This is a genomic window from Pseudomonas sp. ML2-2023-6, from assembly GCF_037055265.1.
GTDB lineage: Bacteria > Pseudomonadota > Gammaproteobacteria > Pseudomonadales > Pseudomonadaceae > Aquipseudomonas > Aquipseudomonas kulmbachensis.
This window is the reverse complement of record NZ_CP146347.1, coordinates 4,718,847-4,743,758: the sequence shown is the minus strand read 5'-3', so window position 1 is coordinate 4,743,758 and position 24,912 is coordinate 4,718,847. Positions and strand designations below refer to the sequence as shown.

The 24,912-nt window shown below is 56.5% G+C and carries 24 protein-coding genes and 1 pseudogene; 13 read left to right on the top strand and 12 right to left on the bottom strand.

All coding sequences use genetic code 11. The features are described from left to right. Positions 1-4 precede the first annotated feature (4 nt). The gene (locus V6L79_RS22000; protein ID WP_321834307.1) at positions 5-949 is read right to left on the bottom strand and encodes a folate-binding protein; all 945 of its coding nucleotides are present in this window, start codon (positions 947-949) and stop codon (positions 5-7) included. A gap of 138 nt (positions 950-1,087) precedes the next feature. On the opposite strand from V6L79_RS22000, the gene V6L79_RS21995 reads away from it, so the two are divergent. Both V6L79_RS21995 and V6L79_RS21990 read left to right on the top strand, forming a co-directional pair. Continuing rightward, positions 1,088-1,342, top strand: coding sequence for a succinate dehydrogenase assembly factor 2 (locus V6L79_RS21995; RefSeq protein WP_261739394.1), 255 nt, complete (start codon positions 1,088-1,090; stop codon positions 1,340-1,342). Further along, positions 1,326-1,778, top strand: a complete 453-nt coding sequence (locus V6L79_RS21990; protein WP_261739393.1) for a protein YgfX — start codon at positions 1,326-1,328, stop codon at positions 1,776-1,778. The genes V6L79_RS21995 and V6L79_RS21990 overlap by 17 nt, the downstream gene beginning before the upstream one ends. On the opposite strand, the pseudogene V6L79_RS21985 reads toward V6L79_RS21990, so the two are convergent. Beyond that, a pseudogene (locus tag V6L79_RS21985) lies at positions 1,747-1,938 on the bottom strand (L-aspartate oxidase); the annotation flags it as partial. The gene V6L79_RS21990 and the pseudogene V6L79_RS21985 sit on opposite strands and share 32 nt — an antisense overlap. A gap of 43 nt (positions 1,939-1,981) precedes the next feature. Between V6L79_RS21985 and V6L79_RS21980 the strand changes: the two are divergent. From V6L79_RS21980 to V6L79_RS21950, 7 genes are all read left to right on the top strand, one after another. Further along, the gene (locus V6L79_RS21980) at positions 1,982-3,421 is read left to right on the top strand and encodes a site-specific integrase (RefSeq protein ID WP_338579513.1); all 1,440 of its coding nucleotides are present in this window, start codon (positions 1,982-1,984) and stop codon (positions 3,419-3,421) included. A gap of 43 nt (positions 3,422-3,464) precedes the next feature. Continuing rightward, the gene (locus V6L79_RS21975) at positions 3,465-3,845 is read left to right on the top strand and encodes a hypothetical protein (RefSeq protein WP_047281087.1); all 381 of its coding nucleotides are present in this window, start codon (positions 3,465-3,467) and stop codon (positions 3,843-3,845) included. A 15-nt stretch (positions 3,846-3,860) separates the two neighbouring features. Continuing rightward, a complete protein-coding gene (locus V6L79_RS21970; protein WP_338579512.1) occupies positions 3,861-4,229 on the top strand; it encodes a BRO family protein in 369 nt (122 codons plus the stop codon). A 905-nt stretch (positions 4,230-5,134) separates the two neighbouring features. Continuing rightward, complete coding sequence (locus V6L79_RS21965; RefSeq protein ID WP_338579511.1) at positions 5,135-5,668, top strand: hypothetical protein; 534 nt, start codon at positions 5,135-5,137, stop codon at positions 5,666-5,668. Continuing rightward, a complete protein-coding gene (locus V6L79_RS21960; protein ID WP_338579510.1) occupies positions 5,665-5,982 on the top strand; it encodes a hypothetical protein in 318 nt (105 codons plus the stop codon). The genes V6L79_RS21965 and V6L79_RS21960 overlap by 4 nt, the downstream gene beginning before the upstream one ends. Before the next feature lie 315 nt (positions 5,983-6,297). Beyond that, entirely contained in the window at positions 6,298-6,690 is a 393-nt protein-coding gene (locus tag V6L79_RS21955) for a hypothetical protein (RefSeq protein WP_153380719.1), read from the top strand. A 74-nt stretch (positions 6,691-6,764) separates the two neighbouring features. Then, complete coding sequence (locus V6L79_RS21950) at positions 6,765-7,778, top strand: hypothetical protein (RefSeq protein ID WP_338579509.1); 1,014 nt, start codon at positions 6,765-6,767, stop codon at positions 7,776-7,778. Between the two features lie 545 nt (positions 7,779-8,323). Here V6L79_RS21950 and nadB read toward each other — a convergent pair. After that, entirely contained in the window at positions 8,324-9,931 is a 1,608-nt protein-coding gene (nadB, locus tag V6L79_RS21945) for an L-aspartate oxidase (RefSeq protein ID WP_338579508.1), read from the bottom strand. A gap of 513 nt (positions 9,932-10,444) precedes the next feature. Between nadB and rpoE the strand changes: the two genes are divergently transcribed. The 4 genes from rpoE to V6L79_RS21925 all read left to right on the top strand — a co-directional run bounded on the left by rpoE (position 10,445) and on the right by V6L79_RS21925 (position 14,221). Beyond that, positions 10,445-11,026 (top strand): RNA polymerase sigma factor RpoE, encoded by a 582-nt coding sequence (gene rpoE / locus V6L79_RS21940; protein ID WP_048359852.1) that lies wholly within the window; start codon positions 10,445-10,447, stop codon positions 11,024-11,026. Between the two features lie 31 nt (positions 11,027-11,057). Then, positions 11,058-11,648, top strand: coding sequence for a sigma-E factor negative regulatory protein (locus tag V6L79_RS21935; RefSeq protein ID WP_261739391.1), 591 nt, complete (start codon positions 11,058-11,060; stop codon positions 11,646-11,648). A gap of 8 nt (positions 11,649-11,656) precedes the next feature. Further along, positions 11,657-12,619: a MucB/RseB C-terminal domain-containing protein gene (locus V6L79_RS21930; RefSeq protein ID WP_321837577.1), complete on the top strand. Its 963-nt coding sequence runs from the start codon at positions 11,657-11,659 to the stop codon at positions 12,617-12,619. A 180-nt stretch (positions 12,620-12,799) separates the two neighbouring features. Continuing rightward, positions 12,800-14,221: a DegQ family serine endoprotease gene (locus V6L79_RS21925; RefSeq protein ID WP_338579506.1), complete on the top strand. Its 1,422-nt coding sequence runs from the start codon at positions 12,800-12,802 to the stop codon at positions 14,219-14,221. Between the two features lie 131 nt (positions 14,222-14,352). Here the strand turns inward: V6L79_RS21925 and V6L79_RS21920 are convergent, their stop codons facing one another. The 9 genes from V6L79_RS21920 to arcC all read right to left on the bottom strand — a co-directional run bounded on the left by V6L79_RS21920 (position 14,353) and on the right by arcC (position 24,888). Next, positions 14,353-14,841, bottom strand: a complete 489-nt coding sequence (locus V6L79_RS21920) for an RDD family protein (protein WP_261739388.1) — start codon at positions 14,839-14,841, stop codon at positions 14,353-14,355. A 92-nt stretch (positions 14,842-14,933) separates the two neighbouring features. Further along, a complete protein-coding gene (locus tag V6L79_RS21915) occupies positions 14,934-15,146 on the bottom strand; it encodes a cold-shock protein (RefSeq protein WP_261739387.1) in 213 nt (70 codons plus the stop codon). A gap of 386 nt (positions 15,147-15,532) precedes the next feature. Then, positions 15,533-16,657, bottom strand: coding sequence for a glycine cleavage system aminomethyltransferase GcvT (gene gcvT / locus V6L79_RS21910; RefSeq protein ID WP_338579505.1), 1,125 nt, complete (start codon positions 16,655-16,657; stop codon positions 15,533-15,535). A gap of 17 nt (positions 16,658-16,674) precedes the next feature. Then, a complete protein-coding gene (locus V6L79_RS21905; protein ID WP_261739385.1) occupies positions 16,675-18,051 on the bottom strand; it encodes an L-serine ammonia-lyase in 1,377 nt (458 codons plus the stop codon). Between the two features lie 153 nt (positions 18,052-18,204). Further along, positions 18,205-21,063: an aminomethyl-transferring glycine dehydrogenase gene (gene gcvP / locus V6L79_RS21900; protein WP_261739384.1), complete on the bottom strand. Its 2,859-nt coding sequence runs from the start codon at positions 21,061-21,063 to the stop codon at positions 18,205-18,207. A gap of 10 nt (positions 21,064-21,073) precedes the next feature. After that, positions 21,074-21,457 carry a glycine cleavage system protein GcvH gene (gene gcvH / locus V6L79_RS21895; protein ID WP_261739383.1) on the bottom strand — a complete coding sequence of 128 codons (384 nt, stop codon included), beginning with the start codon at positions 21,455-21,457 and terminating at the stop codon, positions 21,074-21,076. Positions 21,458-21,848: 391 nt separating this feature from the next. Then, a complete protein-coding gene (locus V6L79_RS21890; protein WP_338579504.1) occupies positions 21,849-23,357 on the bottom strand; it encodes a sigma-54-dependent transcriptional regulator in 1,509 nt (502 codons plus the stop codon). 184 nt (positions 23,358-23,541) lie between these two features. Then, positions 23,542-23,901: a DUF5064 family protein gene (locus V6L79_RS21885; protein WP_261739381.1), complete on the bottom strand. Its 360-nt coding sequence runs from the start codon at positions 23,899-23,901 to the stop codon at positions 23,542-23,544. Positions 23,902-23,958: 57 nt separating this feature from the next. Then, complete coding sequence (gene arcC / locus V6L79_RS21880; protein WP_261739380.1) at positions 23,959-24,888, bottom strand: carbamate kinase; 930 nt, start codon at positions 24,886-24,888, stop codon at positions 23,959-23,961. Between the last annotated feature and the right edge of the window lie 24 nt (positions 24,889-24,912).

The following is a 24,912-nucleotide window of genomic DNA, read 5'->3' as shown; positions in this document are numbered from 1 at the left end:
GCAATCAACGCTGGATCTCGCGATCACGGTCCAATTGATAAGGCAGCTCAAGCAGCGAAAGGCCAGGGCCTTGCAAGTCACCCAGGTGAATATCGCCCGCTTGGGCCGCATCCGAGGTCAGGACGGCAAGCAATTCGATACCGTTTTCTGCTTGAGCACCAAGCACGACTTCGCCCACTGAACTGCTATGGGAAGGTGCAAACAGAGGGGTCCCTGGCGCGGGTACTTCTTGAGCCGCCTCAAGCGACAAACGGTAGAGGTGGCGTTTGAGTTTGCCGAGATATTGCATGCGCGCGACGATTTCCTGGCCGGTGTAACAGCCTTTTTTGAAGCTGACACCGCCCACGGCTTGCAGGTTGATCATCTGCGGAATAAACAATTCGCGAGTCTGGGCCATGACCTGGCCAATACCCGCGCGGACCTGGCCAAGCAACCATTGGTTGAGGTCGGCTTCAACCAATTGCGCCTTCAAGTGTTGAACAACGCTTTCGCGCTGTGCAATCGGGGCCCACAGTTCTGCACGGCCTTCAGAGGCGCGAATGGCAATCAAACCGTTGGCGCGAGCGACGCTGTCGGTCTCGGCAGGCAGGTTCAGGCCCAGGCTCTCCAGTACCGTGTCTGCCTGGCTCAGGCCAAAGCGTGCCCAGTTGGCGCTGTCGTCGGTCAGTGTCGACTTGGAGAACACGGCGTACTTCTTCAGGTCCGCCAACTGCGGCTCGACCAGCTCATGGGCCATTGCCAGCAGGCAGCCGTTGTCCTGGAGCACGATGCGGAAACTGGATTGCATGCGGCCTTTTTGCGTACAACGGGCACCCAGGCTCGAGCGAGTTTCGCTCAAGTAGTTGAGGTTGCAGGTCAACTGCCCCTGCAAAAACTTGCTGGCGTCGTTGCCGATAACAGCAAGAATACCTTCGTGGTTCAGAGTGCAGAAAAAAGCAGAGTCGGCCATGGGTCATCGCAGGTAAAAAAGTCTGGGGGACATCATAGAGGTGCGCCCTGCAAATGGGTAGTTCCAGGGGACCGACCAAAGCCGACTGTTCTATGACGGATCGGCCTGTATACTTGCGCTCTATTTGAGGAGCGCTCCATGGTCGAAGATGTTGAACTCAATCGTCTCTACTGGCACAGCCGTCGCGGCATGCTTGAACTTGATGTGTTGCTGGTGCCTTTCGTCAAGGAAGTGTACGCCACCCTTAATGATGTAGACCGCGACTGCTATCGCAAGCTGCTGGAATGTGAAGACCAGGACATGTTCGGCTGGTTTATGGAACGCACCGAATCCGAGGACCCTGAGCTGCAACGCATGGTTCGCATGATTCTGGATCGTGTCCAGCCCAAGTAATTATTTTGAGTGCCGCTGGCATGCCTCCGGGCAATTGCTGGCGGCATGTCTTGCAGCCCAGGCCCTGGCGCTGATTTCAATCTGCCTTCTTTCAATCCCGGTCATGGCACGCGTGCTCGGCGTTTTGTTGTGCCTGGCGTACGGTGTTTGGGTGCTGCCACGGCATGTTCGATTGACCCATGCCAAGGCTTTTAGCCGCTTGCGCCGCGATGCCGATGGCTGGCAGCTGTGGAGCCGTGCACGGGGCTGGCAGGCGGTGCAATTGCGCCGCGACAGCCTGGCTCTGCCTTGGGTGGTGATTGTGCGTTTCAAGTTGCCTGGTGAATGGCGGGTTCGGGCGGTGTGTATCCCCGCCGACGCGCTGGCGCCAGATCAGCACCGGCGCTTGCGCGTGCGACTGAAGTTCAGTCGGCGTAGGTGGCTGGCACCAGAATAGTGTCCAGGGCTTCGGGCAACATGTGCGGGTAGTCGAGAGTGTAATGCAGGCCCCGTGACTCCTTCCTCGCCATGGCGCTGCGGATCATCAGCTCAGCTACTTGTGCCAGATTGCGCAACTCGATCAGGTCGCGACTGACTTTATAGTTACTGTAAAACTCGACCCTATGAGGCTAAACCCAATGGATACAGGGGTTTCAGCCGATGACCATCAACCACCACTCCCTAACTGGGACAAACCTGTTACAAACTGCCCTCGCCAAGCCGTACCACTATCGCCGGTCTGGTCGCTATTACCTTCGCCTTCGCCCTCAAGGAACCGCTAAGGGTTTCTATACGCTATCGCTCAGAACCACAGACAAGGCCACTGCTATGACCATCTCCAAGGACATCCTCAAGACGCTCGCTGCTTTCCACTTGGATAACCCAGAGGCAACATGGGATGAGCTCAGAGAGCGATTGGCAGACATCGCTGAGGAGTGCCTGACCATGGCTCATGGTGATGACTCACTGGTGGCCTACGAGATGATCTATGACGAACTAAGTCTGTCGCTTCGCGAGGCATCAGCTAAGGGGCCAATGACCATTGATCAACAAAGGGCAGCGAGTAAAGCCGAGGACATCCTTGAGGCCGCTCAGGAGCGCTTGAAGGGGAGGCCGGGCAAGCTGGTTGGGATCGTTGAGGAACTCAGAGGTGTCTCTTGTGGCACGCCTGTAGCACCTTGTCTGTCCCTATCTGTAAACGTTTCTAAGGCTCTGACATTCGAGCATCTCTCAGGGCTCTATATGGCGGAGCAAAAGGACAACGTACAGGCCAGCACTATGCGAGATGTTAAGTCGTCTTGTGCTGCTATCAGCGCTGTTCTGGGAGGCCTCGATCTTAAAGAGCACACTCGGGCTGACATGGTGGCGCTCAAAGCAAAACTGCTTGAGAACCGCAAAGGTTCCACTGTGAACAAGCTACTGACCCGGCTATCAACTGTCATGCACTGGGCTGTCAATAACGGCTACCTCGACAAGAGTTTCGATAAGGGCTTGAAGCTCTCCAAGGACGCTGACAGCTCGCGTGAGGCGCTCTCTCAGGATCAAGTACAGGCTCTGATGGATCACACCAAGACACTCCATGCCGATGCGTGGCAGCGCTGGGCGTTGTCCCTCGGGGTCATCACTGGGACCCGTATTGAGGAGCTAAGGCAGTTGACCAAGGCGGACGTTAAGCAGGTTGGAGGTGTGTGGGTCATCGACATTAATAGAAATGACGGCAAAACGGCTAAGACCAAGCATTCACTTCGGGTCGTACCGTTGACCGATGGGGCCTATGGGTTTGACCTAAAGGCGTTCCTTGAGTTTGTCGAAAAGTCCGACACTCGGCTGTTCACGCTGGGTGCTGGGCAATTCTCTGGTGTGCTCAATGGGGCCCTTCGGGATGTCTTGAAGTTGAAAACTGATCGGACCCAAACGTTCCACTCGTTGCGACACTCATTGGCTGGTGCCTTAAAGGCCGCTGAGGTGCCTGTGGGGACCGCTGAGGCAATCCTTGGGCACTCGTCGGGGTCTATCAGTTATGACCTTTATGGTGCGGGGAGTGCCGTGGAAGTGGGGCGTATGGCTGATGGTTTGGTAAAAGCCTTGATGGCACTTTAATGGCGTTCAGTTATGATCGTACGATTAGTTCAAGGAGCTTAAGATGCGTCTACATCTTGGTGGTTTTATTATGTTATGTGGTCTGGTTTCGGGCTGTGGGAGCCACTCTTCTAATTTACAGGTAGGGAACGAACAGTCTTATGCAAGCCTGAAAGATCAGCGAGAGGCAGTCCGTACGATCAAGGAGTACGAATCTCTGCCAATAGGTGCGCAAATTGTGAGTGAGGTTTCGGCAGGGCGGTGTCATCGGAGTTTTGTTGAGGAAGCGCCCAGTGAGGCTGCTGTATTGATCGACTTGAAAGTAGCCGCTTTCGCTCAGGGCGCAGACGGTATTATCGATGTGACTATATCTAAGGAGTCAGGTTTGAATCGGAACTGCTGGTATGTTCTTGGCGGTACGGCCAAAGCGTTCGTTTTCCAATAGCAGTAACGTAACTTTATGGGCATCGAGCTGGACGTTCTGGAAGGTCACCCTGAGCATGAACTATTGTTTGTGGCGACTCAGGTGGCCCGAGCGGCTGGCCTTAAAGATCCGAGCACAAGCATTCGCCAATCTAAGCGGCGTCTGCCAGATGGCTGCGTAACACTGTCGAGCCTTACGGGTTTCAAAACTGTAAGCCTTCCTAAAGAGCCTAACGGCTGCTCATTGCGAGTCACAACGGTGCTCATGCCAGAAAGCACGGTCTATGACATGCTTCTCAAAGGCCATGCCCCGGCCTCTGAGCCGTTCCGCAAGTGGGTCACCGAGGAGGTCCTGCCGACCATCCGCAAGACTGGCTCCTACAACGCCGAAGCAATTGTCATTTAATAACCCTCACTAAGGCCACAGCAATCCACTGACCTTAGGAGCATTCATTATGACAACTTCAGCACCAGCAGTAGTAGCACCCATTAAGCGTAGCCGTGGTCGACCATCTCTTCACATCGTCAATCCTTTCGAGGGCCTCATTGGACAGTCAACTGCATTTGGCCAATATCCATACTTCGCTTCGGACATCATTGAGGGGATCGCTCGGCTTGACTGGCACGACCGACCAATAGGAATAGGTGGTTCCTCTAAGCCGCTCTCCGTGAAGCGTCTGTTCGGCATCCTTTCGTGCCTTCCGGTAATCACAGCGGCAACCGTTCAGGAGTTCTTGGGGTTGGGTCTGCGACAGTCCCAGCGATACGTGAAGGCTATCGAGTTGGCAATGCCGAGACTGGTTAAAGCGAGCCCTGCATGCTTGATTGCTGCCATGAATGGTGACTTCTATATTGCTGGGGCGTCACCGTGGACGGACACGTTGGAGCCACCATCGACAGAGGCGCTGAGGAAACTACATCACGACCTGCGTGACCTCTGATTAAATGCCGCATACTTAAAAAGAACTACAAGACCATCTTTAAGGAAAAGCATCGGCACCAGATCGACCAGTTTCAATGAGAGAGGGTTAGTGATGAATATCACCCTCTTTCTAAGAGAGTTCAATGAACAAACTTTAAGATGCTCTTTCCTGTTATATGAATCTTTAAGAAGAACTACAGAGTTAGTTAAGCTGTGTCGTAAAAACCCTCACTAAGGCTACAGACACACCACGCCCATCGCTGGGCATCACACAGATAATCGCAGAGTCTTCCTGTTTGCTTCTTCATGCCACCGTCCAGAACCTTTGTCGGGTCTCTGCGCTGGGCTGTGGGAGCGAACCTGAGGGAGCAAACAAGAGGAATAGACAAATGATCACTGACATCAAACATAAGCACGCTGGGCACGTCATCATTATCGAAGGTCAAGCATTCAAGGCCAATGATGCAGGGCAGTGGGATCTAACTGACATCTGGCGAACCTTAAAGTTACCAGTAAAGAACGGACCTGCGCAGTGGCGGACCAAGCAGGCTAAACGAATGGAAGCTATGCAAAATTTGCACAGCTCTAATGGTGCCGGCTCATGGGCGACCAAACGCGCAACCCTTGAATATGCGGGCTGGGTCTCGGATGAATTCAAAGATATGGTCTATGACGCCTTCGAGGCGATCCTTGAGCTACCCGAAGTTGCTCTCATCGTTGCCGACAAGATGGCCTCTTTGGGGAACGATCACAGTGCATCCATCCTCAAGCGCATGACATTCAATGACAAGTGCCAATGGAGCTCTCTGGGGCACCGTAACACCGTACAGGGCCTTCGCTCAGCTATCGCTAAAGGCAATCTCACAGAAAATCAAGCAGCCACCCTTGCAGCCAGAGACGGCCTAAAGGGATTCGCTATATGAGCAACTTTAAGAAAACCATTCCGACAATTGATGAGCTCGCCTTGATTAACAGGGTGTTCACCAAGCCACGCCGGGCATCGCTCATTACGATCCGCGCCTTGGTCTCAAAGGTGAATGCTCCAGGCCGTTCGCGTGATCCTGAATTGGGCACTGTTTATGACCTCGCGGTGACGCTTCCCTACATTGCCCTCATAACAAACCAGCGATGCACGGAAGCGCTCAAGGACGCTCTTGAAGACGGTCTCAGTTTGAAGACGCTTGTTCGCTGTGACCTGTCCATTCCGATGAGCAGTCAGCCGATAAAGCTGGCCTGAGAACTGTCGTTTAAAAACCCTCACTAAGGCCACGGGAATCAGTCACCCATGGTCTCCTCAAAGTCCCACGAGGCGCCCTAAGCGTCAGTAGTGGGCAATCTCTGCACCACACCGGAACCTCTTTGCTGTCCGCCATTCAGCACAGAGGCATTCCTACAGTCCCCGCCAAGTTAACGCCCACAGGACTGTGAAACCACCTTCAATCCAATACCTTTAAGCAAACCTTGTTGATCCCGTGCGGGTCTCCTTTCCCCATTGGTCACGCGATCATGGCGGCAAGGTTTGACTTAAGGGTCTCTCAAAGGAGAACCCAATATGAAACTCGACATCGTACATACCGATAAGACCCTGACTATTCAAGGCCAAACTGTGACTAAGGCATATGCCGAAGGCGTGATGTTGGCAGGCCTGCTGGCTGCTGTGGGCAAGAACCACGGCGCTATCACTTCGATCATCAAGCAGTTCATGGAGGCTGGTCTGAGCACCTCAGCATTCCCTGATCAAACCTCAGTTGCCCGCCAAGAGATCCATGCGGCTGGTCTACGTGAAGCTGCTCGACAACGTGATGCCCAGTTCCATGCGGACCGATTTGCATCCTACAAGGCACCGACACGTCTTGAGGTAGCTCGTGCTCGTGAGGCCAAAGAGAAGCAAGCAGCCGCTATCCGTGAGCACGGCAACGCCATTCGTGCAGCTCGCCGTAACTAACAGTCGGCCACAAGGAGCCTTTGAGACCTCTCAAGGCTTCCCTAAACAGAATTCAATTCAGGAGATTATCAAACATGAAACCATACGAATACGTTAAGCCTACAGCGTGGTCCACCGCTATCACCGAACAAGGTGGGACCATTCAGTTCAACACAGAGACCACCATCAAAGGTGGTGCAGGCACTGACGCAGCGGCCTACGTTAAGGCCCTCACAGATGGTCTCAATGAATACTTCAACAGTGGAGACTGGGAAGAAGGCGCTGAAGAAGCGATTCCCTGTGAGTTCCGCCCTAAGGGCACCGAGCCGACCACCCAGCAGATCGTTCTGATGCAAGATCGAAGTGTTGAGTTCGACCCGCGTAAGTCCATCTATGACGATTCGACCTTCACTAAAGGCGAGGCCGTCGCTGGTGACTTCCTGTTCTGTGAGGCCACCCCTCAGGCCGCTCTGTTTTCTTTTCGTCAGACCTTCTTGGACCATCACATCATGTCGGGCTTCACCCTCAATGGTTTGACGCAGACCGCTGAGAAGCTCTTGAAGGATTTCGAGATGTCCTGTGGTGCGACCATTGCCAAGATACTGACCACCTCTTCGTCCACTGAGGTCAAGGCCCTTACAGGTCTCTCTAAGAGCCCACGCGAACGCGCTGAGGACATCATTGATGGTCTTACCATGAACATCAACCAAGCAGTTGGCACCTCGCTGTCTGACTTCGTGTTGCTGATCCCTGCTAAAGAAGTTGCTGGTCTTGAGCGTGCTGCTCAGCGTGCTGGCCTGTCGGACGTAGAGGACCTCTTGGGCTGTGGCTCTCAGTTCTACTCGGGTGCAGACTTGGGCATCTTCATGTTGCCTAAGGGCATGGCCTCACTGAGCTTCCGTAAGGACTCCAACGGTGCTGTGTGGCAGATCCATGCGACCCGTAACCCTAACGCTATGGCGTGGGACGTAGAGGTCATTGGTGTGGCTGATGTGGTGACACAGGCCAAGGTACAGCTCAAGCTGGCAAACCCTGCTGACCCTAAAGAGAAGCTCCAAGTAGAGCTGGTCGATTTCCCTATGGTCACTCGTGTGACCCTGGCTGACTAAATGATGTATCCCTGAGGCTCCCTTTGAGGAGTCTTGGGTTCTTTTAATGATATGTTATTTCGTTTCTTTTTATGGCTGGCTCAAGGAGGACCCTTATGACCATGCGAAAGATGTTCGGTTGGCTGACCTCAAGGCTATCGTTAAGTCTCCCAGCTTCTGGAAGGTAGTCGCCATGATTGCCATAGTCAGCGGGTTGGCTGTCCCTGAGGGGCTCATAGAGCTTACCCATGATCTGCTGAGTGATGTAATGACAGCCATGTGGGGCGTTCCTGTGTGAAATCTCGTGGGCCATTGGCTTGCAGGCTATTTAGACTTCACACAGGAACCCCTAAGAGGGTCTTTTAGAATTTGGCAGAAAAATGTGAGTGACTACCTTTAATGCACTCCGGGAGCAAGTACCCCCATAGGCCCTCGCGCACTCGCTCAGGCGCACCATAAGGACCCTTGCGGGCACGCGATAAGGACCCCAGCATTGGGACAAAAGTGAGCCAAAGCTGTTACAAAGCGGTGCCTTATGGTGCTACGCTAAGGTCTCTTAAAGTGCCTCAAAAGGTCGGTGTAAGGATCGTATCCTTCGCCTCTGGCAGCATCTCTGGATAGTCCAGCGTGTAGTGCAGACCCCGAGATTCCTTACGTTCCATGGCAGACCTGATCATCAGTTCAGCTACTTGGGCAAGGTTCCTCAGCTCAATCAGGTCTCTGCTTACACGATAGTTACTGTAAAACTCGTCAATTTCGTCCAGCAGCAAGCGCACTCGATGCTGTGCGCGTTGCAAACGCTTGTTAGTGCGCACGATTCCAACGTAGTCCCACATAAAGCGCCGTAGTTCATCCCAGTTGTGGGCGATGATCACGTCTTCGTCAGAGTCGGTAACCTGGCTGGCATCCCAGCTCGGCAGGGCTATGGGCGCGGCGATGTCGGGCAGTTGGGCAAGGATGTCGGCAGCGGCCGACTTGGCGTACACAAAACATTCCAACAGCGAGTTACTGGCCATGCGGTTCGCGCCGTGCAAGCCGGTGAAGCTGGTTTCGCCAATGGCGTACAGGCCTGGAACATCCGTATGACCATGTTCGTCGACCATTACACCGCCGCAGGTGTAATGCGCCGCTGGCACCACCGGGATCGCCTGCTTGGTGATGTCGATGCCGAACCCGAGGCAGCGCTCATAGACTGTCGGGAAGTGAGTCTTGATGAACGATTCTGACTCGTGGCTGATATCCAGATACACGCAGTCGATGCCCAGACGCTTCATCTCATGGTCGATGGCGCGTGCCACGATATCTCGCGGAGCCAGTTCGCCTCGCGTGTCGAACCGATGCATGAAGCGCTCGCCGTTAGGCAACTTGAGGTGTGCCCCTTCGCCCCGTAGCGCCTCGGTGATCAGAAAGCTCTTGGCCTGCGGGTGATACAGGCAAGTGGGGTGGAACTGGTTGAATTCCAGATTGGCCACGCGGCAGCCCGAGCGCCAGGCCATGGCAATGCCATCACCGCAGGCGCCGTCCGGATTGCTGGTGTAGAGGTACACTTTGGCCGCGCCCCCCGTGGCCAGAATAGTAAAGCGCGAGCCAAAGGTATCGACCTCGCCCGTGGCGCGATTGAGCACGTAAGCGCCGAGGCAGCGATCGCCTTCGAGGCCCAGGCGACGTTTGGTAATCAGATCGACGGCGACACGTTGTTCAAGCAATTCGATATTGGGCCGCTGACGTGCTTGATCGAGCAAGGTCTTGAAGATGGCGGCGCCGGTGGCGTCAGCCGCATGGATGATGCGCCGATGGCTGTGGCCGCCTTCACGGGTGAGGTGGAACTCAAAACCTGGCTGCTCGGGATCGACGGTGTCGTCGCGGGTAAAGGGCACGCCCTGATCGATCAGCCACTGGATGGCCTCGCGGCTGTGCTCGACGGTAAAGCGTACCGCGTCTTCATGGCACAGGCCGCCGCCGGCATTGAGGGTGTCTTCGACGTGGGATTGCACCGTGTCGGTGTCATCCAGAACGGCGGCAACACCACCCTGAGCCCAGAATGTCGAGCCATTGGCCAGGTCGCCCTTGCTGAGGACCGCAATACGCATGTGGCTGGGTAGTGTGAGAGCAAGGCTCAAACCAGCAGCGCCGCTGCCAATCACCAGCACGTCATGTTGAAAATGTTGGCTCATTCTTCTGACATCCGCAAAAAAGCGCCCACTAGTATATAGAAGGGGGGATCGGCACAATGGCCGGGCCTTTATGGCATTGTGAAATTACAGCGGGCATGAAGTGTGCCTCAGACTTGAGTAGTCTGCATGTCGATTTTCACAATTAATCTGCAAGGGGCGTCAAGGCTCAGGGGGACTCGAACCCTGATCCGCTTTCGAGGTGCCGCAGGGTGTACTTCGTACGAAAGTATTGAACTTTTCGTACTGCTCAGCGTTCCATAGAGGGTTGCCCTTGATGCAGGGAAACGGCGCTCAATTTGATGCGGGGTTTGTTTTTCGACTCGACAGCAGAATGTGGCGACAAGATTATCGACGCAGCCGGCCAGGCCCGAGCTGCGTTTTCGTGCGTGCCAAATCCGAGCGCGCAGGAAACTTGCCAGGGGGGAGAGAACTTTTGTGTAAAGCCCGAGTCTATGTTTGCAAGCCTGATCAATTAGCAAAGCAATCTTCCTCCCGGCCTTATGAGGAGTATTCATGCTAGCCCAGGAAGAGGATCAGCAGCTGGTCGAGCGCGTACAGCGCGGCGATAAGCGCGCATTCGATCTGCTCGTGCTGAAGTATCAGCACAAAATTCTCGGGTTGATCGTGCGTTTTGTGCACGACACCCATGAAGCCCAGGACGTCGCTCAAGAAGCCTTTATCAAGGCTTACCGGGCACTTGGTAATTTTCGCGGTGACAGCGCCTTTTACACATGGCTGTATCGCATCGCCATTAATACGGCAAAAAACTACCTGGTATCACGCGGTCGACGTCCGCCTGATAGTGATGTGAGTTCAGAAGATGCTGAGTTTTACGATGGTGACCACGGTCTCAAGGATCTCGAGTCGCCGGAGCGCGCTTTGCTCCGCGACGAGATCGAGAGCACCGTACATCGCACCATTCAGCTACTGCCAGAAGATTTGCGTACGGCCTTAACTTTACGTGAATTCGACGGTCTGAGTTACGAGGACATTGCGAGCGTCATGCAATGTCCGGTGGGTACCGTGCGCTCCCGGATTTTCCGCGCTCGGGAAGCCATTGATAAAGCCCTGCAACCGTTGTTGCAGGAAAACTGAGACAGCGGCGACAGCCAAGAGAGGAACCGCCATGAGTCGTGAAGCCCTGCAGGAATCGCTGTCCGCAGTGATGGATAACGAAGCGGACGAACTGGAACTACGTCGGGTATTGAATGCCTTTGACGACACACAAACGCGTGATACCTGGTCTCGTTATCAGGTGGCCCGTGCTGTGATGCACAAGGACCTGCTGATTCCGCGCCTGGACATCGCATCTGCCGTTTCGGCCGCCTTGGCCGAAGAACAAGTACCGGCCAAGGTGGTTCGTGGTCCGTGGCGCAGCATTGGTCGCCTGGCCGTTGCTGCTTCGGTTACCGTTGCTGTTTTGGCGGGTGTCAGGCTGTACAACCAGGATGACATCGTTGGTGCCCAGCTTGCTCAGCAGGCTGCACCACAGAGCCTGAGTGCGCCGATGGCTAAAGGCCCTGCGGTACTGGCCAACTACAGCGAAAGCTCCGATCAGGCCACAGGTCCGATGGCAAACGGTGTTCTGCAAGGTCAGCCCGGTTGGCACGATCAGCGTTTGCCAGGTTACCTGCGTCAGCACGCCCAGCAAGCGGCATTGAAAGGGTCTGAAAGCCCTCTGCCATATGCTCGGGCTGCCAGCCTGGAAAACCGTTAAGGACCAACATGCGCGTCCTACCTCTGTTATCGCTTTTGCTCTGCGGCTGGTTTGTTGTACCTGCACACGCCGATGATGCCCAGGACTGGCTCAAACGTCTTGGGCAGGCCGAGCAACAGCACAGCTATCAGGGCACTTTCGTTTACGAACGTAACGGTAGTTTTTCTACCCACAGCATCTGGCACCGCGTGCAGGATGGGAAAGTTCGTGAACGCTTGATGCAGTTGGATGGCGCTGCACAAGAGGTCATTCGTGCCGACGGGCGCACTGAGTGTGTCACTGGCAAGATGGTCTCCGGGCCTGGAGATGTCAGTGCCGTGTCGGCCAGACAGCTTGATACCCAGAAGCTCAATGACTGGTACGCAGTGACAAAAACAGGCGACTCAAGAGTTGCAGGTCGGCCGGTGGCGGTGATTTCACTCACCCCGCGCGACCAGCATCGTTATGGGTTCGAACTGTATCTGGACCGTGAAACCGGTTTGCCTCTCAAGTCGTTGTTGCTCAATGACAAGGGGCAACTGCTTGAGCGTTTCCAGTTTACCAGCCTTGAAACAACCACTCCTGATGACAGTGAACTCAAGCCCACAGGCCTTTGCCGTCCCGTTGCCACGGCTGATACGGCGGCCCCTGTGGTCACTACTGCCCATGCTTGGCATTCCGACTGGCTGCCACCCGGTTTCGAGCAAATCAGCAGCACAGTGCGGCGTGATCCACGGACCAAGTCTGAAGTCACCAGCCTCTTGTATGACGATGGCTTGACGCGTTTTTCGGTGTTTCTTGAGCCTTTGCAGGGCACTGCAGTTCCCGATGCCCGTGTACAACTGGGGCCAACAGTTGCAGTTTCACGGCATCTGACCACCCCGCAAGGTGACATGATTGCCACTGTGGTGGGTGAAATCCCGCTGGGAACTGCGGAGCGAATTGCACTCTCAATGCGTGTCGGTAAAGACGAATCTCAGACTAAACCATAGGGCTGGGTCGACATGGCGGGTGACAATTTTCCAATTGCCATTTTTCTATCTTTTAATAAAGGTCAGAGCCCTAAAGGGCTCTGGCCTTGTTTGTTTTCTGGGGCCTTAAAAACGGTCTATGCTTTGGACTTGGTTTTTTAGTGCCTGTCGCTTAACTCTGCTGCTATTAACGGGAGCTGTATGTCGATGCCTCGATTGAAAACTTATTTACCTATTTTTGCAGCCGTGCTGATGCTCGGGCAGGCAGTTCCGGTGATGGCTGAAGCGCAGTTGCCTGATTTTACGCAACTGGTCGAGCAAGCTTCGCCAGCCGTGGTGAATATCAGCACCACGCAAAAGTTGCCGGAGCGCAAAGTATCAAGCATGGGGCAAATGCCCGACCTGGAAGGCTTGCCGCCTGGTCTGCGCGACTTCTTTGAACGCAGTATGCCGCCTGGTGGCAAAGGTGGGCGGCAACGCGAGGCTCAATCCTTGGGGTCGGGCTTTATCATCTCGCCCGATGGCTACATCCTGACCAACAACCACGTTGTGGCAGATGCTGATGAAATCATCGTGCGCCTGTCTGATCGCAGCGAAATGAAGGCCAAGCTGGTTGGTACTGACCCACGTTCCGACGTTGCGCTGCTGAAAATCGAAGGCAAAAACCTGCCTGTACTGAAACTGGGCAAGTCTCAGGATCTCAAGGCCGGTCAGTGGGTGGTTGCCATCGGCTCACCGTTTGGCTTTGACCACACCGTGACCCAAGGCATTATCAGCGCTATCGGTCGCAGCCTGCCGAATGAAAGCTACGTGCCGTTTATCCAGACTGACGTGCCGATCAACCCGGGTAACTCGGGTGGCCCGCTATTTAACCTGGCGGGTGAAGTGGTGGGTATCAACTCGCAAATCTACACCCGCTCGGGCGGCTTTATGGGCGTGTCCTTCGCGATCCCTATTGATGTCGCCATGGATGTTGCCAATCAGCTCAAGGCTGGCGGCAAGGTCAGCCGTGGTTGGTTGGGCGTAGTGATTCAAGAGGTCAACAAGGATCTGGCCGAGTCGTTTGGCCTGGACAAGCCAGCTGGTGCGCTGGTGGCACAGGTACTTGATAACGGGCCGGCTGCCAAAGGTGGTTTGCAAGTTGGCGACGTGATTCTGAGCATGAATGGTCAGCCGATCATCATGTCGGCAGATTTGCCGCATCTGGTTGGCGCTCTCAAGGCCGGTAGCAAGGCAACCCTTGAAGTGATTCGTGACGGCAAGCGCAAAAACCTCGACCTGACTGTCGGTGCTATCCCTGATGATGCGAAAGATCTCGCTTCAGGCACGGGTGCCGAGCAAAGCAGCAACCGTCTGGGTGTGTCCGTGGCCGACTTGAGCGAAGAGCAGAAGAAAGCCAACGACATCAAGGGTGGCGTGATCATCACCGACGTTCAGGACGGTCCTGCGGCCTTGATCGGCTTGCAATCTGGCGACGTGATTACTCACCTGAACAATCAGGCAATTACCAATGGTAAGGAGTTCACTGAAATTGCCAAGGCATTGCCGAAGAATCGCTCGGTGTCGATGCGGGTTCTGCGTCAGGGTCGTGCCAGCTTCATAACCTTCAAGCTGGCTGAGTAAGCCATAGATATCTGTAGCCGCTGCCGAGGGCTGCGATGGGTTGCGTAGCAACCCCTGTTTGAAGATCCTTTGGATCTTGTTATTCGCAACGCAGCAACAAAAAAGCCCGTATCGAGAGATACGGGCTTTTTTTATTTCTTGGTTTTGGGGATGCGCACCAACTGAGTGTTGGAATACATGTCATGCCAGGTGCGGTTTTGCTTGTCGAAGACCGACCAGATGAACCCCAGACCCAGGCATAGCCATGAGCCGATGGAGACGATAAAACGCAACAAGGCTTGCCACAGGCTGATGGCCGTACCGTCCGCATTTTGCACGCGTATGCCCCAGACTTGCATGCCCAGGGTTTGCCCGGAATGGGTCCAGAACTTGGCAAAGAAACCGAACAGGACAAAAAACAGGATGGTCGAGAGTAATGGGTCGCCATCCAGGGCACCGGCCTCGGAAAGTGCCCTCATTTTGGCTTCGCCGATAAAGCTCATCATGATCAGCTTGTAAATAAAGGTGGTGACAATCAGCAGGGCGGTACACAGCAGGAAATCATAGAACATGGCTGCCAGGCGGCGCCCCAGGCCAACGGCGGGAAATTCGCCTTGAGGGCTAAGTGGTTGTTTCGACATGGCAGGGTCTCGTGAAGGAAAAGAGCCATCTTACGGAATTACGGCCATAAAAAAGCCTCTGATGTCACCATCAGAGGCTTTTGTGCGCGAGATCAGGCTTCTGGTTGAACTTCGTCAGCCTGCAGGCCTTTTTGGCCTTGAACTGCGATGAAGGTCACTTTTTGGCCTTCTTTCAGGCTTTTGAAGCCGTTGCCCTGAATGGCACGAAAGTGCACAAACAGATCTGGACCACTTTCAGGGGTGATGAAACCAAACCCTTTCTCGTCGTTGAACCACTTGACGGTACCGCTCTGACGTTGGGACATTTCTTAATTCCTTTGACGCTAACAATTAATGACAGCCTCTTTCACATGAAAGAGTTCTGGTGCTGGGTTGCAGGAAAGTAAGAGACGCAGAACGGGTTGTAGCAAACGTAGAGCTACTGCCCAGGTCACGATTCCAGCGACCCATGCAAACACAGTAGGCAAACTCTACGAAACTGGAATTGAAAATACAAGCCCCGTTAATAAGCGGGCGATACCGGGTTATTAACCTGCAACGGGAAGTTATAAGTGCGGATTAATCATAGAGAGGTTCAATTGTTTTCGAGTTTAAAACAGTGTTTTCGCTATCGAATCTTAGTGCAGTCCAAGAGCAGTTGCATGCTACGTTAGTGTGTAAACATGCAACTGTCTTACTTGAGGTTAGACGCTTAGCCTCTGTAATAACGCTGTGCGACAAATGGCATTTTCGACACTTTCATGGGTACACGCTTGCCTCGCACAATCGCCCAGACTTCAGAGTCCACCGGGGTGAACGCGATGTCCAGATAAGCCATTGCCAGGGGCGCGCCCAGAGTTGGGCCAAAACCGCCGCTGCACACAGTTCCAATCACAGTGCCGTCGGCGTCGACAATTTCCGCGCCTTCACGTACCGGGGTGCGCTCCTGTGGCAGCAAGCCCACGCGTCTGCGTGCCACGCCTTTTTGCTGCTGGGCAAAGATGCTCTCGGCACCCGGGAACCCGCCAGGACGCAGGCCATCGGCGCGGCGAGCCTTGGAGATTGCCCACAGCAGGCTGGCCTCAATTGGCGTGGTGCTGTCGTTCATGTCATGCCCGTACAGGCACAGGCCAGCTTCCAGGCGCAGCGAGTCCCGTGCGCCGAGGCCGATGGCCTGGACTTCTGGTTCTGCCAGCAGGCGACGTGCCAGTTCTTCGGCGCGATCGGCCGGTACTGAAATCTCAAAGCCGTCTTCGCCGGTATAGCCAGAGCGGCTGACGTAGCAGTCCGCGCCCAGCAATGTCACCGGGGCAAATTGCATAAAGGTCATTTTTGCCACTTCTGGCGCCAGGCGTTGCAGCACGTTGACGGCTGCCGGGCCTTGCAGGGCGAGCAGGGCGCGCTCTTCAAACAACGGCTGGATCTGGCAGTGGGCGCTCAAATGCTTGCGCAGATGCGCCAGGTCCTGATCCTTGCACGCGGCGTTAACCACCAAAAACAGTTCGTTATTGCCCAGATTGGCAACCATCAAGTCATCGAGGATGCCACCTTGTTCGTTGGTGAACATGGCATAGCGCTGCATGCCCACCGGCAGGTCGATGATGTCGACCGGCACCAGAGTTTCAAGGGCCTTGGCTGCATCAGCGCCGATCAGGCGGATCTGGCCCATGTGCGATACATCGAACAACCCGGCCTGTTCACGGGTGTGCTGGTGTTCTTTCATCACCCCCAGCGGGTACTGCACGGGCATGTCGTAGCCGGCGAACGGCACCATACGGGCACCGAGTTCAAGGTGCAGTGCGTGCAGCGGGGTTTGAAGCAGTTGTTCGGTGGACATTCGAGACTCCTTGAAAATCAGCACTCAATAATGTTGACAGCCAGACCGCCGCGAGCGGTCTCCTTGTATTTGCTTTTCATGTCGGCGCCGGTCTGGCGCATGGTGCGGATCACCTTGTCCAGCGAGACAAAGTGCTGGCCGTCACCGCGCAAGGCCATGCGTACCGCGTTGATTGCCTTGACTGAACCCATTGCATTGCGTTCGATGCACGGCACTTGGACCAGGCCGCCAATCGGGTCGCAGGTCAGGCCGAGGTTGTGCTCCATGCCGATCTCGGCAGCATTCTCGACTTGCTGTACGGTGCCACCCAGCACTTCGCACAACGCGCCAGCCGCCATTGAACAGGCCACGCCGACCTCGCCCTGACAGCCGACTTCGGCGCCGGAGATCGAGGCGTTTTCCTTGTACAAAATGCCAATGGCGGCGGCGGTCAGCAGAAATCGCACCACCCCGTCTTCATTGGCTCCGCCAATAAAGCGCATGTAGTAATGCAGTACGGCAGGAATGATCCCGGCCGCGCCGTTGGTAGGTGCGGTGACCACACGTCCGCCGTTGGCGTTTTCTTCATTGACCGCCAGCGCGTACAAATTCACCCAGTCGAGCACCGACAGCGCATCGCGCAACGCGGCCTCAGGGTTGCTGCACAGCTGACGATGCAGCGCAGCCGCCCGACGCTTGACCTTCAACCCGCCGGGCAAAATGCCTTCGTTGCGACAACCGGCACTCACGCAGTCCTGCATCACTTGCCAGATTTTCAGCAAGCCGCTGCGCGTCTCGGCCTCGGGGCGCCAAGCGCTTTCGTTGGCCATCATCACTTCACTGATCGACAGGTTGTGAGTGACGCAATGGCGCAACAGGTCCTTGGCGGTCTTGAAGGGGTATTTCAGTGCGGTGCTGTCTTCGACAATGCGGTCAGCGCCCGCTGCGCCTTCATCGACCACAAAGCCGCCACCGACCGAGTAGTACTCGCGGCTGCGGATCTGAATTCCAGCGCCATCAAGTGCTCTGAAAATCATGCCGTTGGGGTGATAGGGCAGGGGTTTGCGAATCATCGCCAGGTGCGACTTTTCGTTGAAATCGATGGGGTGTTGGCCCAGCAGGTTCAAGCGCCCGCTGCTGCGAATGGCGGCCAGACGCTCGGCCACGGTTTCGGTGTCAACGGTATCCGGGTGTTCACCTTCGAGCCCCAGCAATACGGCTTTGTCGCTGCCGTGTCCTTTGCCGGTGGCGCCGAGGGAACCGTAGAGTTCAACTTTTACGCAGGCGGTGTGTTGCAGCATTTCATCACGGCGCAGACCTTCGACAAAACGCGCAGCAGCACGCATGGGGCCGACGGTATGGGAGCTGGAGGGGCCGATGCCAATCTTGAACAGGTCGAACACGCTTAAAGACATAGGGTTCTCCGGTTTCTTATTGTGTAGTGCAACTTCGATCCCTGTGGGAGCTGGCTTGCCTGCGATAGCATCACTGCGGTCTGGCTGCAAAACCGCATTGCCTGTATCGCGAGCAAGCCCGCTCCCACATTTGGATCTCCATGACCCGGTTGCTTATGCTTCCTGATAGCTTTCGATCGAAGGGCAAGCGCAAATCAGGTTGCGGTCGCCAAACACGTTGTCGACCCTGCCAACCGGTGGCCAGTACTTGCCTTCGATCAGGGATGCAACCGGGTACACCGCTTGTTCGCGGCTGTACGGGTGGGTCCATTCGCCGACCATTTCAGCGGCGGTATGCGGAGCGTTTTTCAGCGGGTTGTCTTCCTTGTCCAGGCTGCCGTTTTCAACGGCGCGAATTTCTTCACGGATACAGATCATGGCGTTGCAGAAGCGATCCAGTTCTTCCTTGGATTCGCTTTCGGTTGGCTCGATCATCAACGTGCCTGCCACCGGGAACGACATGGTTGGAGCGTGGAAGCCAAAGTCGATCAGGCGCTTGGCCACGTCATCGACGCTGATACCGCTGGTTTCCTTGAGCGGGCGCAGGTCGAGGATGCATTCGTGGGCCACCAGGCCATTGCTGCCCGAGTACAGCACCGGGTAGTGCTCCTCGAGACGACGGGCGATGTAGTTGGCATTGAGGATGGCCAGCTGCGAAGCGCGCTTGAGACCTTCGCCGCCCATCATGCGGATGTACATCCAGGTGATTGGCAAGATGCTGGCGCTGCCGAACGGTGCCGCACATACCGCGCCTTCCTTGCGTTCCATTGCCGCGTGACCCGGCAGGAACGGCGTGAGGTGCGATTTGACGCCAATCGGGCCAACACCCGGGCCGCCACCGCCATGTGGGATGCAGAAGGTTTTGTGCAGGTTGAGGTGGGACACGTCGCCGCCGAACTTGCCCGGTGCGCACAGGCCCACCATCGCGTTCATGTTGGCGCCGTCGATGTACACCTGGCCGCCGTTGTCATGAATGATGCCGCAGATTTCGCGGATGCCTTCTTCGAACACACCGTGGGTCGACGGGTAGGTGATCATCAGCGCGGCGAGGTGATCGCGGTGCTCGATGGCCTTGGCGCGCAGGTCTTCAATATCGACGTTGCCCCGTGCATCACAGGCCGTTACCACCACGCGCATACCGGCCATGTTGGCAGTTGCCGGGTTGGTACCGTGGGCCGAAGACGGGATCAGGCAGATGTCGCGGCGCTCTTCGCCACGGCTCTGGTGATAGGCGCGGATCGCCAACAGACCGGCGTACTCGCCTTGGGAACCGGCGTTCGGTTGCAAGGATATGGCGTCGTAACCGGTGGCCGCGCAGAGCATGGCCTCAAGTTCTGTGGTCAGTTGTTGATAGCCCAGGCTTTGCTCGGCAGGAGCAAAGGGGTGCAGGCTGCCGAACTCGGCCCAGGTCACCGGGATCATTTCGCTGGCAGCGTTGAGCTTCATGGTGCACGAACCCAGCGGGATCATGGTGCGGTCCAGCGCCAGGTCCTTGTCCGCCAGACGACGCAGGTAACGCATCAGTTCGGTTTCAGAGTGGTAACGGTTGAATACCGGGTGGCTGAGGATCGGTGACTGGCGCACCAAGGCGGCTGGCAGGGTGCCGGTCACGGTCTGGGCCAGTGCGTCGAAGTCAGGCAGGGTCTGACCATCGGCGGCAAGCAGGGTCCACAGGGCGATTACGTCGCTCTGGCTGCTGGTTTCATCCAGCGACAGGCCCAGACGCTGATCGTCGACCACACGCAGGTTGATGCTTTGTGCGTGGGCCTTGGCGTGCAGGGCGGTGGTGGCGCTGGCGGTGTTGAGAGTCAGCGTGTCGAAGAACTGTTCTTGCTCGACTTTCAGCCCCAGCGCGCTCAGGCCCTGAGCCAGGATCGCGGTCAGTTGGTGAATGCGCCCAGCGATCTGGGTCAGGCCTTTGGGACCGTGGTACACGGCGTACATGCTGGCGATGTTGGCCAACAGCACTTGCGCGGTGCAGATGTTGCTCGTGGCCTTCTCGCGGCGGATATGTTGCTCGCGGGTTTGCATGGCCAGGCGCAGTGCCGGTTTGCCGTGACGGTCAACCGAAACGCCGACCAGACGGCCAGGCATGTCGCGCTTGAACGCGTCGCGGGTAGCGAAGTAGGCCGCGTGCGGGCCACCAAAGCCCAGGGGCACGCCAAAACGCTGGGCGCTGCCGATGGCCACGTCAGCACCGAACTCGCCCGGAGGCGTCAGCAGGGTCAGGGCCAGCAGATCGGCGGCAACGGCCACCAGTGCGTTGGCCGTGTGGAAACGCTCAACCAATGTACGGTAGTCGAACACGTCACCGTTGCTTGCCGGGTACTGCAGCAGAGCGCCGAAGAAGATCGATACGTCAGTCAGCTCGCGTTCGTCAGCGACCACCACCTCAATGCCCAGCGGCTCGGCACGGGTGCGCAGCACGTCGAGGGTTTGCGGGTGGCAGTGGCTGGACGCAAAGAAGCTGTGGCTGTTTTTGTTCTTGCTCAGGCGTTTGCAAAAGGTCATCGCTTCGGCAGCGGCGGTGGCTTCGTCGAGCAATGAAGCGTTGGCAATCGGCAGGCCGCTAAGGTCGCTGATCAGGGTCTGGAAGTTGAGCAGCGCTTCGAGACGGCCTTGGGAAATTTCAGGCTGATACGGTGTGTAAGCGGTGTACCAGGCCGGGTTTTCCAGCAGGTTGCGCAGGATCGGTGAAGGCGTGTGGCAGTTGTAGTAGCCCTGGCCGATATAGGTTTTGCACAGCTGGTTCTTGGCTGCGATGGCTTTGATCGAGGCCAGTGCATCGGCTTCGCTTTGACCCGCCGGCAAGTTGAGCACGCTGGTGCCCTTGATGCTTTCCGGGATCACGCTGGCGCTGAGGCCTTCAAGGGAATCAAAGCCGAGGGTGGCAAGCATCGCCTGCTCATCGGCCTGGCGCGGGCCGATATGGCGGGCGATGAATTCATTGGCAGTGCTGAGATTGATAGTCATGGCTGAGTTCTCAGTTGTCGTCTTGGGCTTTGATCAGGCGGTCGTAGGCGTCCTGATCGAGCAGCTTGTCGAGCGCATCGGCATCGGCGGGCTTGAAACGGAAGAACCAGCCTTCGCCCAGCGGATCTTCGTTGACCAGTTCCGGGCTGCTGTCGAGCGCGGGGTTCACTTCGAGCACTTCACCGTCCAAAGGCATGTACACGCCACTGGCAGCCTTGACCGACTCAACAGTAGCGGCTTCTGCACCCTTGTCGTAGGACTGCAACTCAGGCAACTGCACAAACACCACGTCACCCAGAGCGTTTTGCGCAAACGCGGTAATCCCCACGGTTACGCTGCCGTCGGCTTCGGCGCGCAGCCATTCGTGGTCTTCAGTAAAACGCAATTCGCTCATGGAAACTCCTCAGGGCCAGACATGTCTGGTGGTCACAGGTAAATGCTCGTGAAGACCGAGCTTATTGAGAGTTCATTGCAAAATGGCTGCCAGTTTATAAATATCCATATATATCAATTAGTTGTGTATTTATAAGGATCAGATTTACAACTGTGCTGTAGCGAAATCGCTACAGCACAAGGGCAATAAAAAAATTCAAGAGGATCAAAGCCTTGCGTGGCTGCGGTTTAGAGGGGCTGTATCGATATCGCTCCACTGGAGTGATATCGATACGGGCGAGGGGAGGGCTCTGTGGGAGCGAGCCTGCTCGCGATGCATGCGACGCGGTCTGACCGTGATTACGGGTCGATTCACGCGCGAGCAGGCTCGCTCCCACAGGGGAATGAGTGCGTCAGGCTTTACCCGGGATGCCGTATTTGCGTAGCCGGTGGGCAATGGCGGTGTGGCTGGTTTGCAGGCGGTTGGCCAGTTGGCGGGTCGAGGGGTAGCTGACGTAGAGTTTTTCCAGCAACGCCTTTTCGAAGGACTCGACGGCGTGCTCAAGGGTTTCAATCTCGCCGTCACTTTGCCGTGCAACCGAGGTGCCAGCGATGTCCAGGTCGCCAATGTCGACCAGGTTACTTTCACAAATGGCGGCAGCGCGAAAGATCACGTTCTGCAATTGGCGCACGTTACCGGGCCAGCGATTGCCCAGCAGGGCCGGGTAGGTGCCCGGTGCCAGTCGGCACACCGGGCGCTGGATCTGAGTGCAGGCCTGCTGCATGAAGGTGCGCGCCAGCAGCAAAATATCCTGGCCGCGCTCGCGCAGCGGCGGTACTTCGATATTGAGCACATTCAGTCGGTAGAACAGATCTTCGCGAAAGGTACCCTCGTTGACCATTTTTTCCAGGTTGCGGTGAGTGGCACTGAGGATCCGCACATTGACCTTGACCTCGCGTTCGCCGCCCACCCGGCGGAAGCTGCCGTCATTGAGAAAGCGCAGCAGCTTGGCTTGCAGATAGGGGGACATTTCGGCGATTTCATCGAGGAAAACCGTACCGTGGTTGGCCAACTCCATCAGCCCCGGCTTGCCGCCACGCTGGGCACCGGTGAAGGCGCCGGGGGCATAACCGAACAGCTCGCTTTCGGCCAGGTTTTCCGGAAGTGCAGCGCAGTTGAGGGCCAGAAACGGCGCGCCAAAGCGATCACTGATGGCATGGCAGGCGCGGGCCACCAATTCCTTGCCAGTACCGGTTTCACCCTGGATCAACAAGGGCGCGTCCAGCGCGGCCACACGCTGTGCGCGGGCTTTAAGCGTGCGAATCGCAGGCGACTCGCCGAGCAGGGCATCAAAGCCTTCGGCATGGTCGTGGTGCAACGCGGCCAGGCGCTCGCCGATACGGCTCGGTTGATACAGGGTCAGCAGGGCACCCGCATCGGTGATCGGCGTGGCATCGAGCATCAACGGATGGCCGTTGAGTGTGACTTCGCGCAATGGCAGGCGAAAGCCGTTTTCCAGCAGCACGGCGAGCAGTCCGGGGTCGGTGAACAGCTCGCCGATGCTTTCGCCGGTCGGTTCATGGCCGTACAGGGCCACCAGTGCCGGGTTGGCCAGCAGCACATGGCCTTGGCTGTCCAGCGCCAGTACCGGATCGGTCATGGCCGCGAGCAAGGCGTCGAGTTGCAAGTGGCGGCGTTGGCCGGGAAGGATGTCGACCACTGTCACCGATTGCACGCCCTTGACGCTGAACAGGGCTTCGCGCAGTTCGTCGAGTACTTGCGGGCTCAGGGTCGGGGCATCGATGTAGACGTTGGGCGGGACCATCTCCACCGCATCCAGGTTGAGGTTACGCCCGCCGAGCAGGGCCAGGACTTCCTGGGTGATGCCGACACGGTCGATAAAACTGACATGGATACGCATGGGAACAAGGAACACTTCTGGCCAGCGGGGATGGCCAGTATGCCTTGGCGGGGAGGATAGGTGAAATTCCGTGGGAGCGGGCTTGCTCGCGATGGCATCAACACGGCCTAACAGTAAAACTGCGTTGCCTGCATCGCGAGCAAGCTCGCTCCCACAAAAGCGCAGCCATCATCAAGTGGCTGAATTACTCCAGATGTTCAGGTTTGATCGGGTCGCCAGGCTTGTGGTTGAGCTGGGCCAGGACGTCGGCAAACATCTTGTCGTAGTAACCGTGCATCGCGCGGATGTCTGCGGTTTTTGGAATGCCGTGTTTCACGGCAATCTGGAATGCGTCATGGGCAAAGTTGTAAGCCAGGTCCTTGGGCAGGGTGAACGACTCTTTGAAGTCCTTCTGGTTGATCTGACCATGCATGTCGAACTGCATCGACTTGCCTTCCTTGGGATCCTGAACGACCTGGTAATCAATTTTGATGTCATACCCAAAGTCGCCCGGCTGCAGCGGTTCGCGATGGATATGCAGGTGACCGGGTTCGAACGAGGCCATAGGGGTACTCCTTGATGCTATGGGAAAAAGGGCAGACCCCGGGGCCTGCCCAGGGACTTAGAAGTAAGTGATACCCGGTTTTTCGGTGCTGACGCGAGTACCGGCCTTACCTTGAACGATTGCTTCGATATCCGCCAGTGCGCCGATCACAGCGGTCTTGCCGGTTTTACGGGCAAACTCGCAGGCAGCCTCCACTTTTGGTCCCATTGAACCGGAGGCAAAACCGAGCTTTTCCAACTCATCCGGGTGAGCCTGAGCAATGCCTTTCTGCGTTGGCTTGCCCCAGTCAATAAAGGCAGCATTCACGTCAGTGGCGATCACCAGCAGGTCGCTGCCCAGCTGTTGGGCCAGCAGCGAGGAGGCCAGGTCCTTGTCGATTACGGCTTCGATGCCGCGCAGCTTGCCGTCTTCGCCATACATGGTCGGGATCCCACCACCGCCCGCGCAGATCACGATGGTGCCTTTTTCCAGCAGCCATTTGATCGGGCGAATTTCGAAGATGCGTTTGGGTTTCGGGCTGGCTACCACGCGGCGGAACTTGTCGCCGTCCGGTGCAATGCTCCAGCCTTTTTCAGCGGCCAGGCTCTTGGCTTCGCTTTCGGTGTAGACCGGGCCAATGGGTTTGGTCGGGTTCTGAAACGCCGGGTCTTTGGGGTCGACTTCAACCTGGGTCAGCAGGGTGGCGAAAGGCGCTTCTGGTGGCAGCAGGTTGCCCAGCTCTTGCTCGATCATGTAGCCGATCATGCCTTCGGTTTCAGCACCGAGTACATCCAGCGGGTAGGGGGCTACTGCCGTATAAGCGGCGGCTTGCAGCGACAGCAGGCCGACCTGAGGACCATTGCCGTGGGCTACTACCAGCTCGTTGCCGTGGGCAATTCGAGCGATTTGGGCGGTAGCGGTCTGGATATTTTCGCGCTGGTTCTCGGCGGTCATGGGCTGGCCGCGACGCAAGAGGGCGTTACCGCCCAGTGCAACGACGATACGCATACAGGATGTCCTTATAGAAGTGTG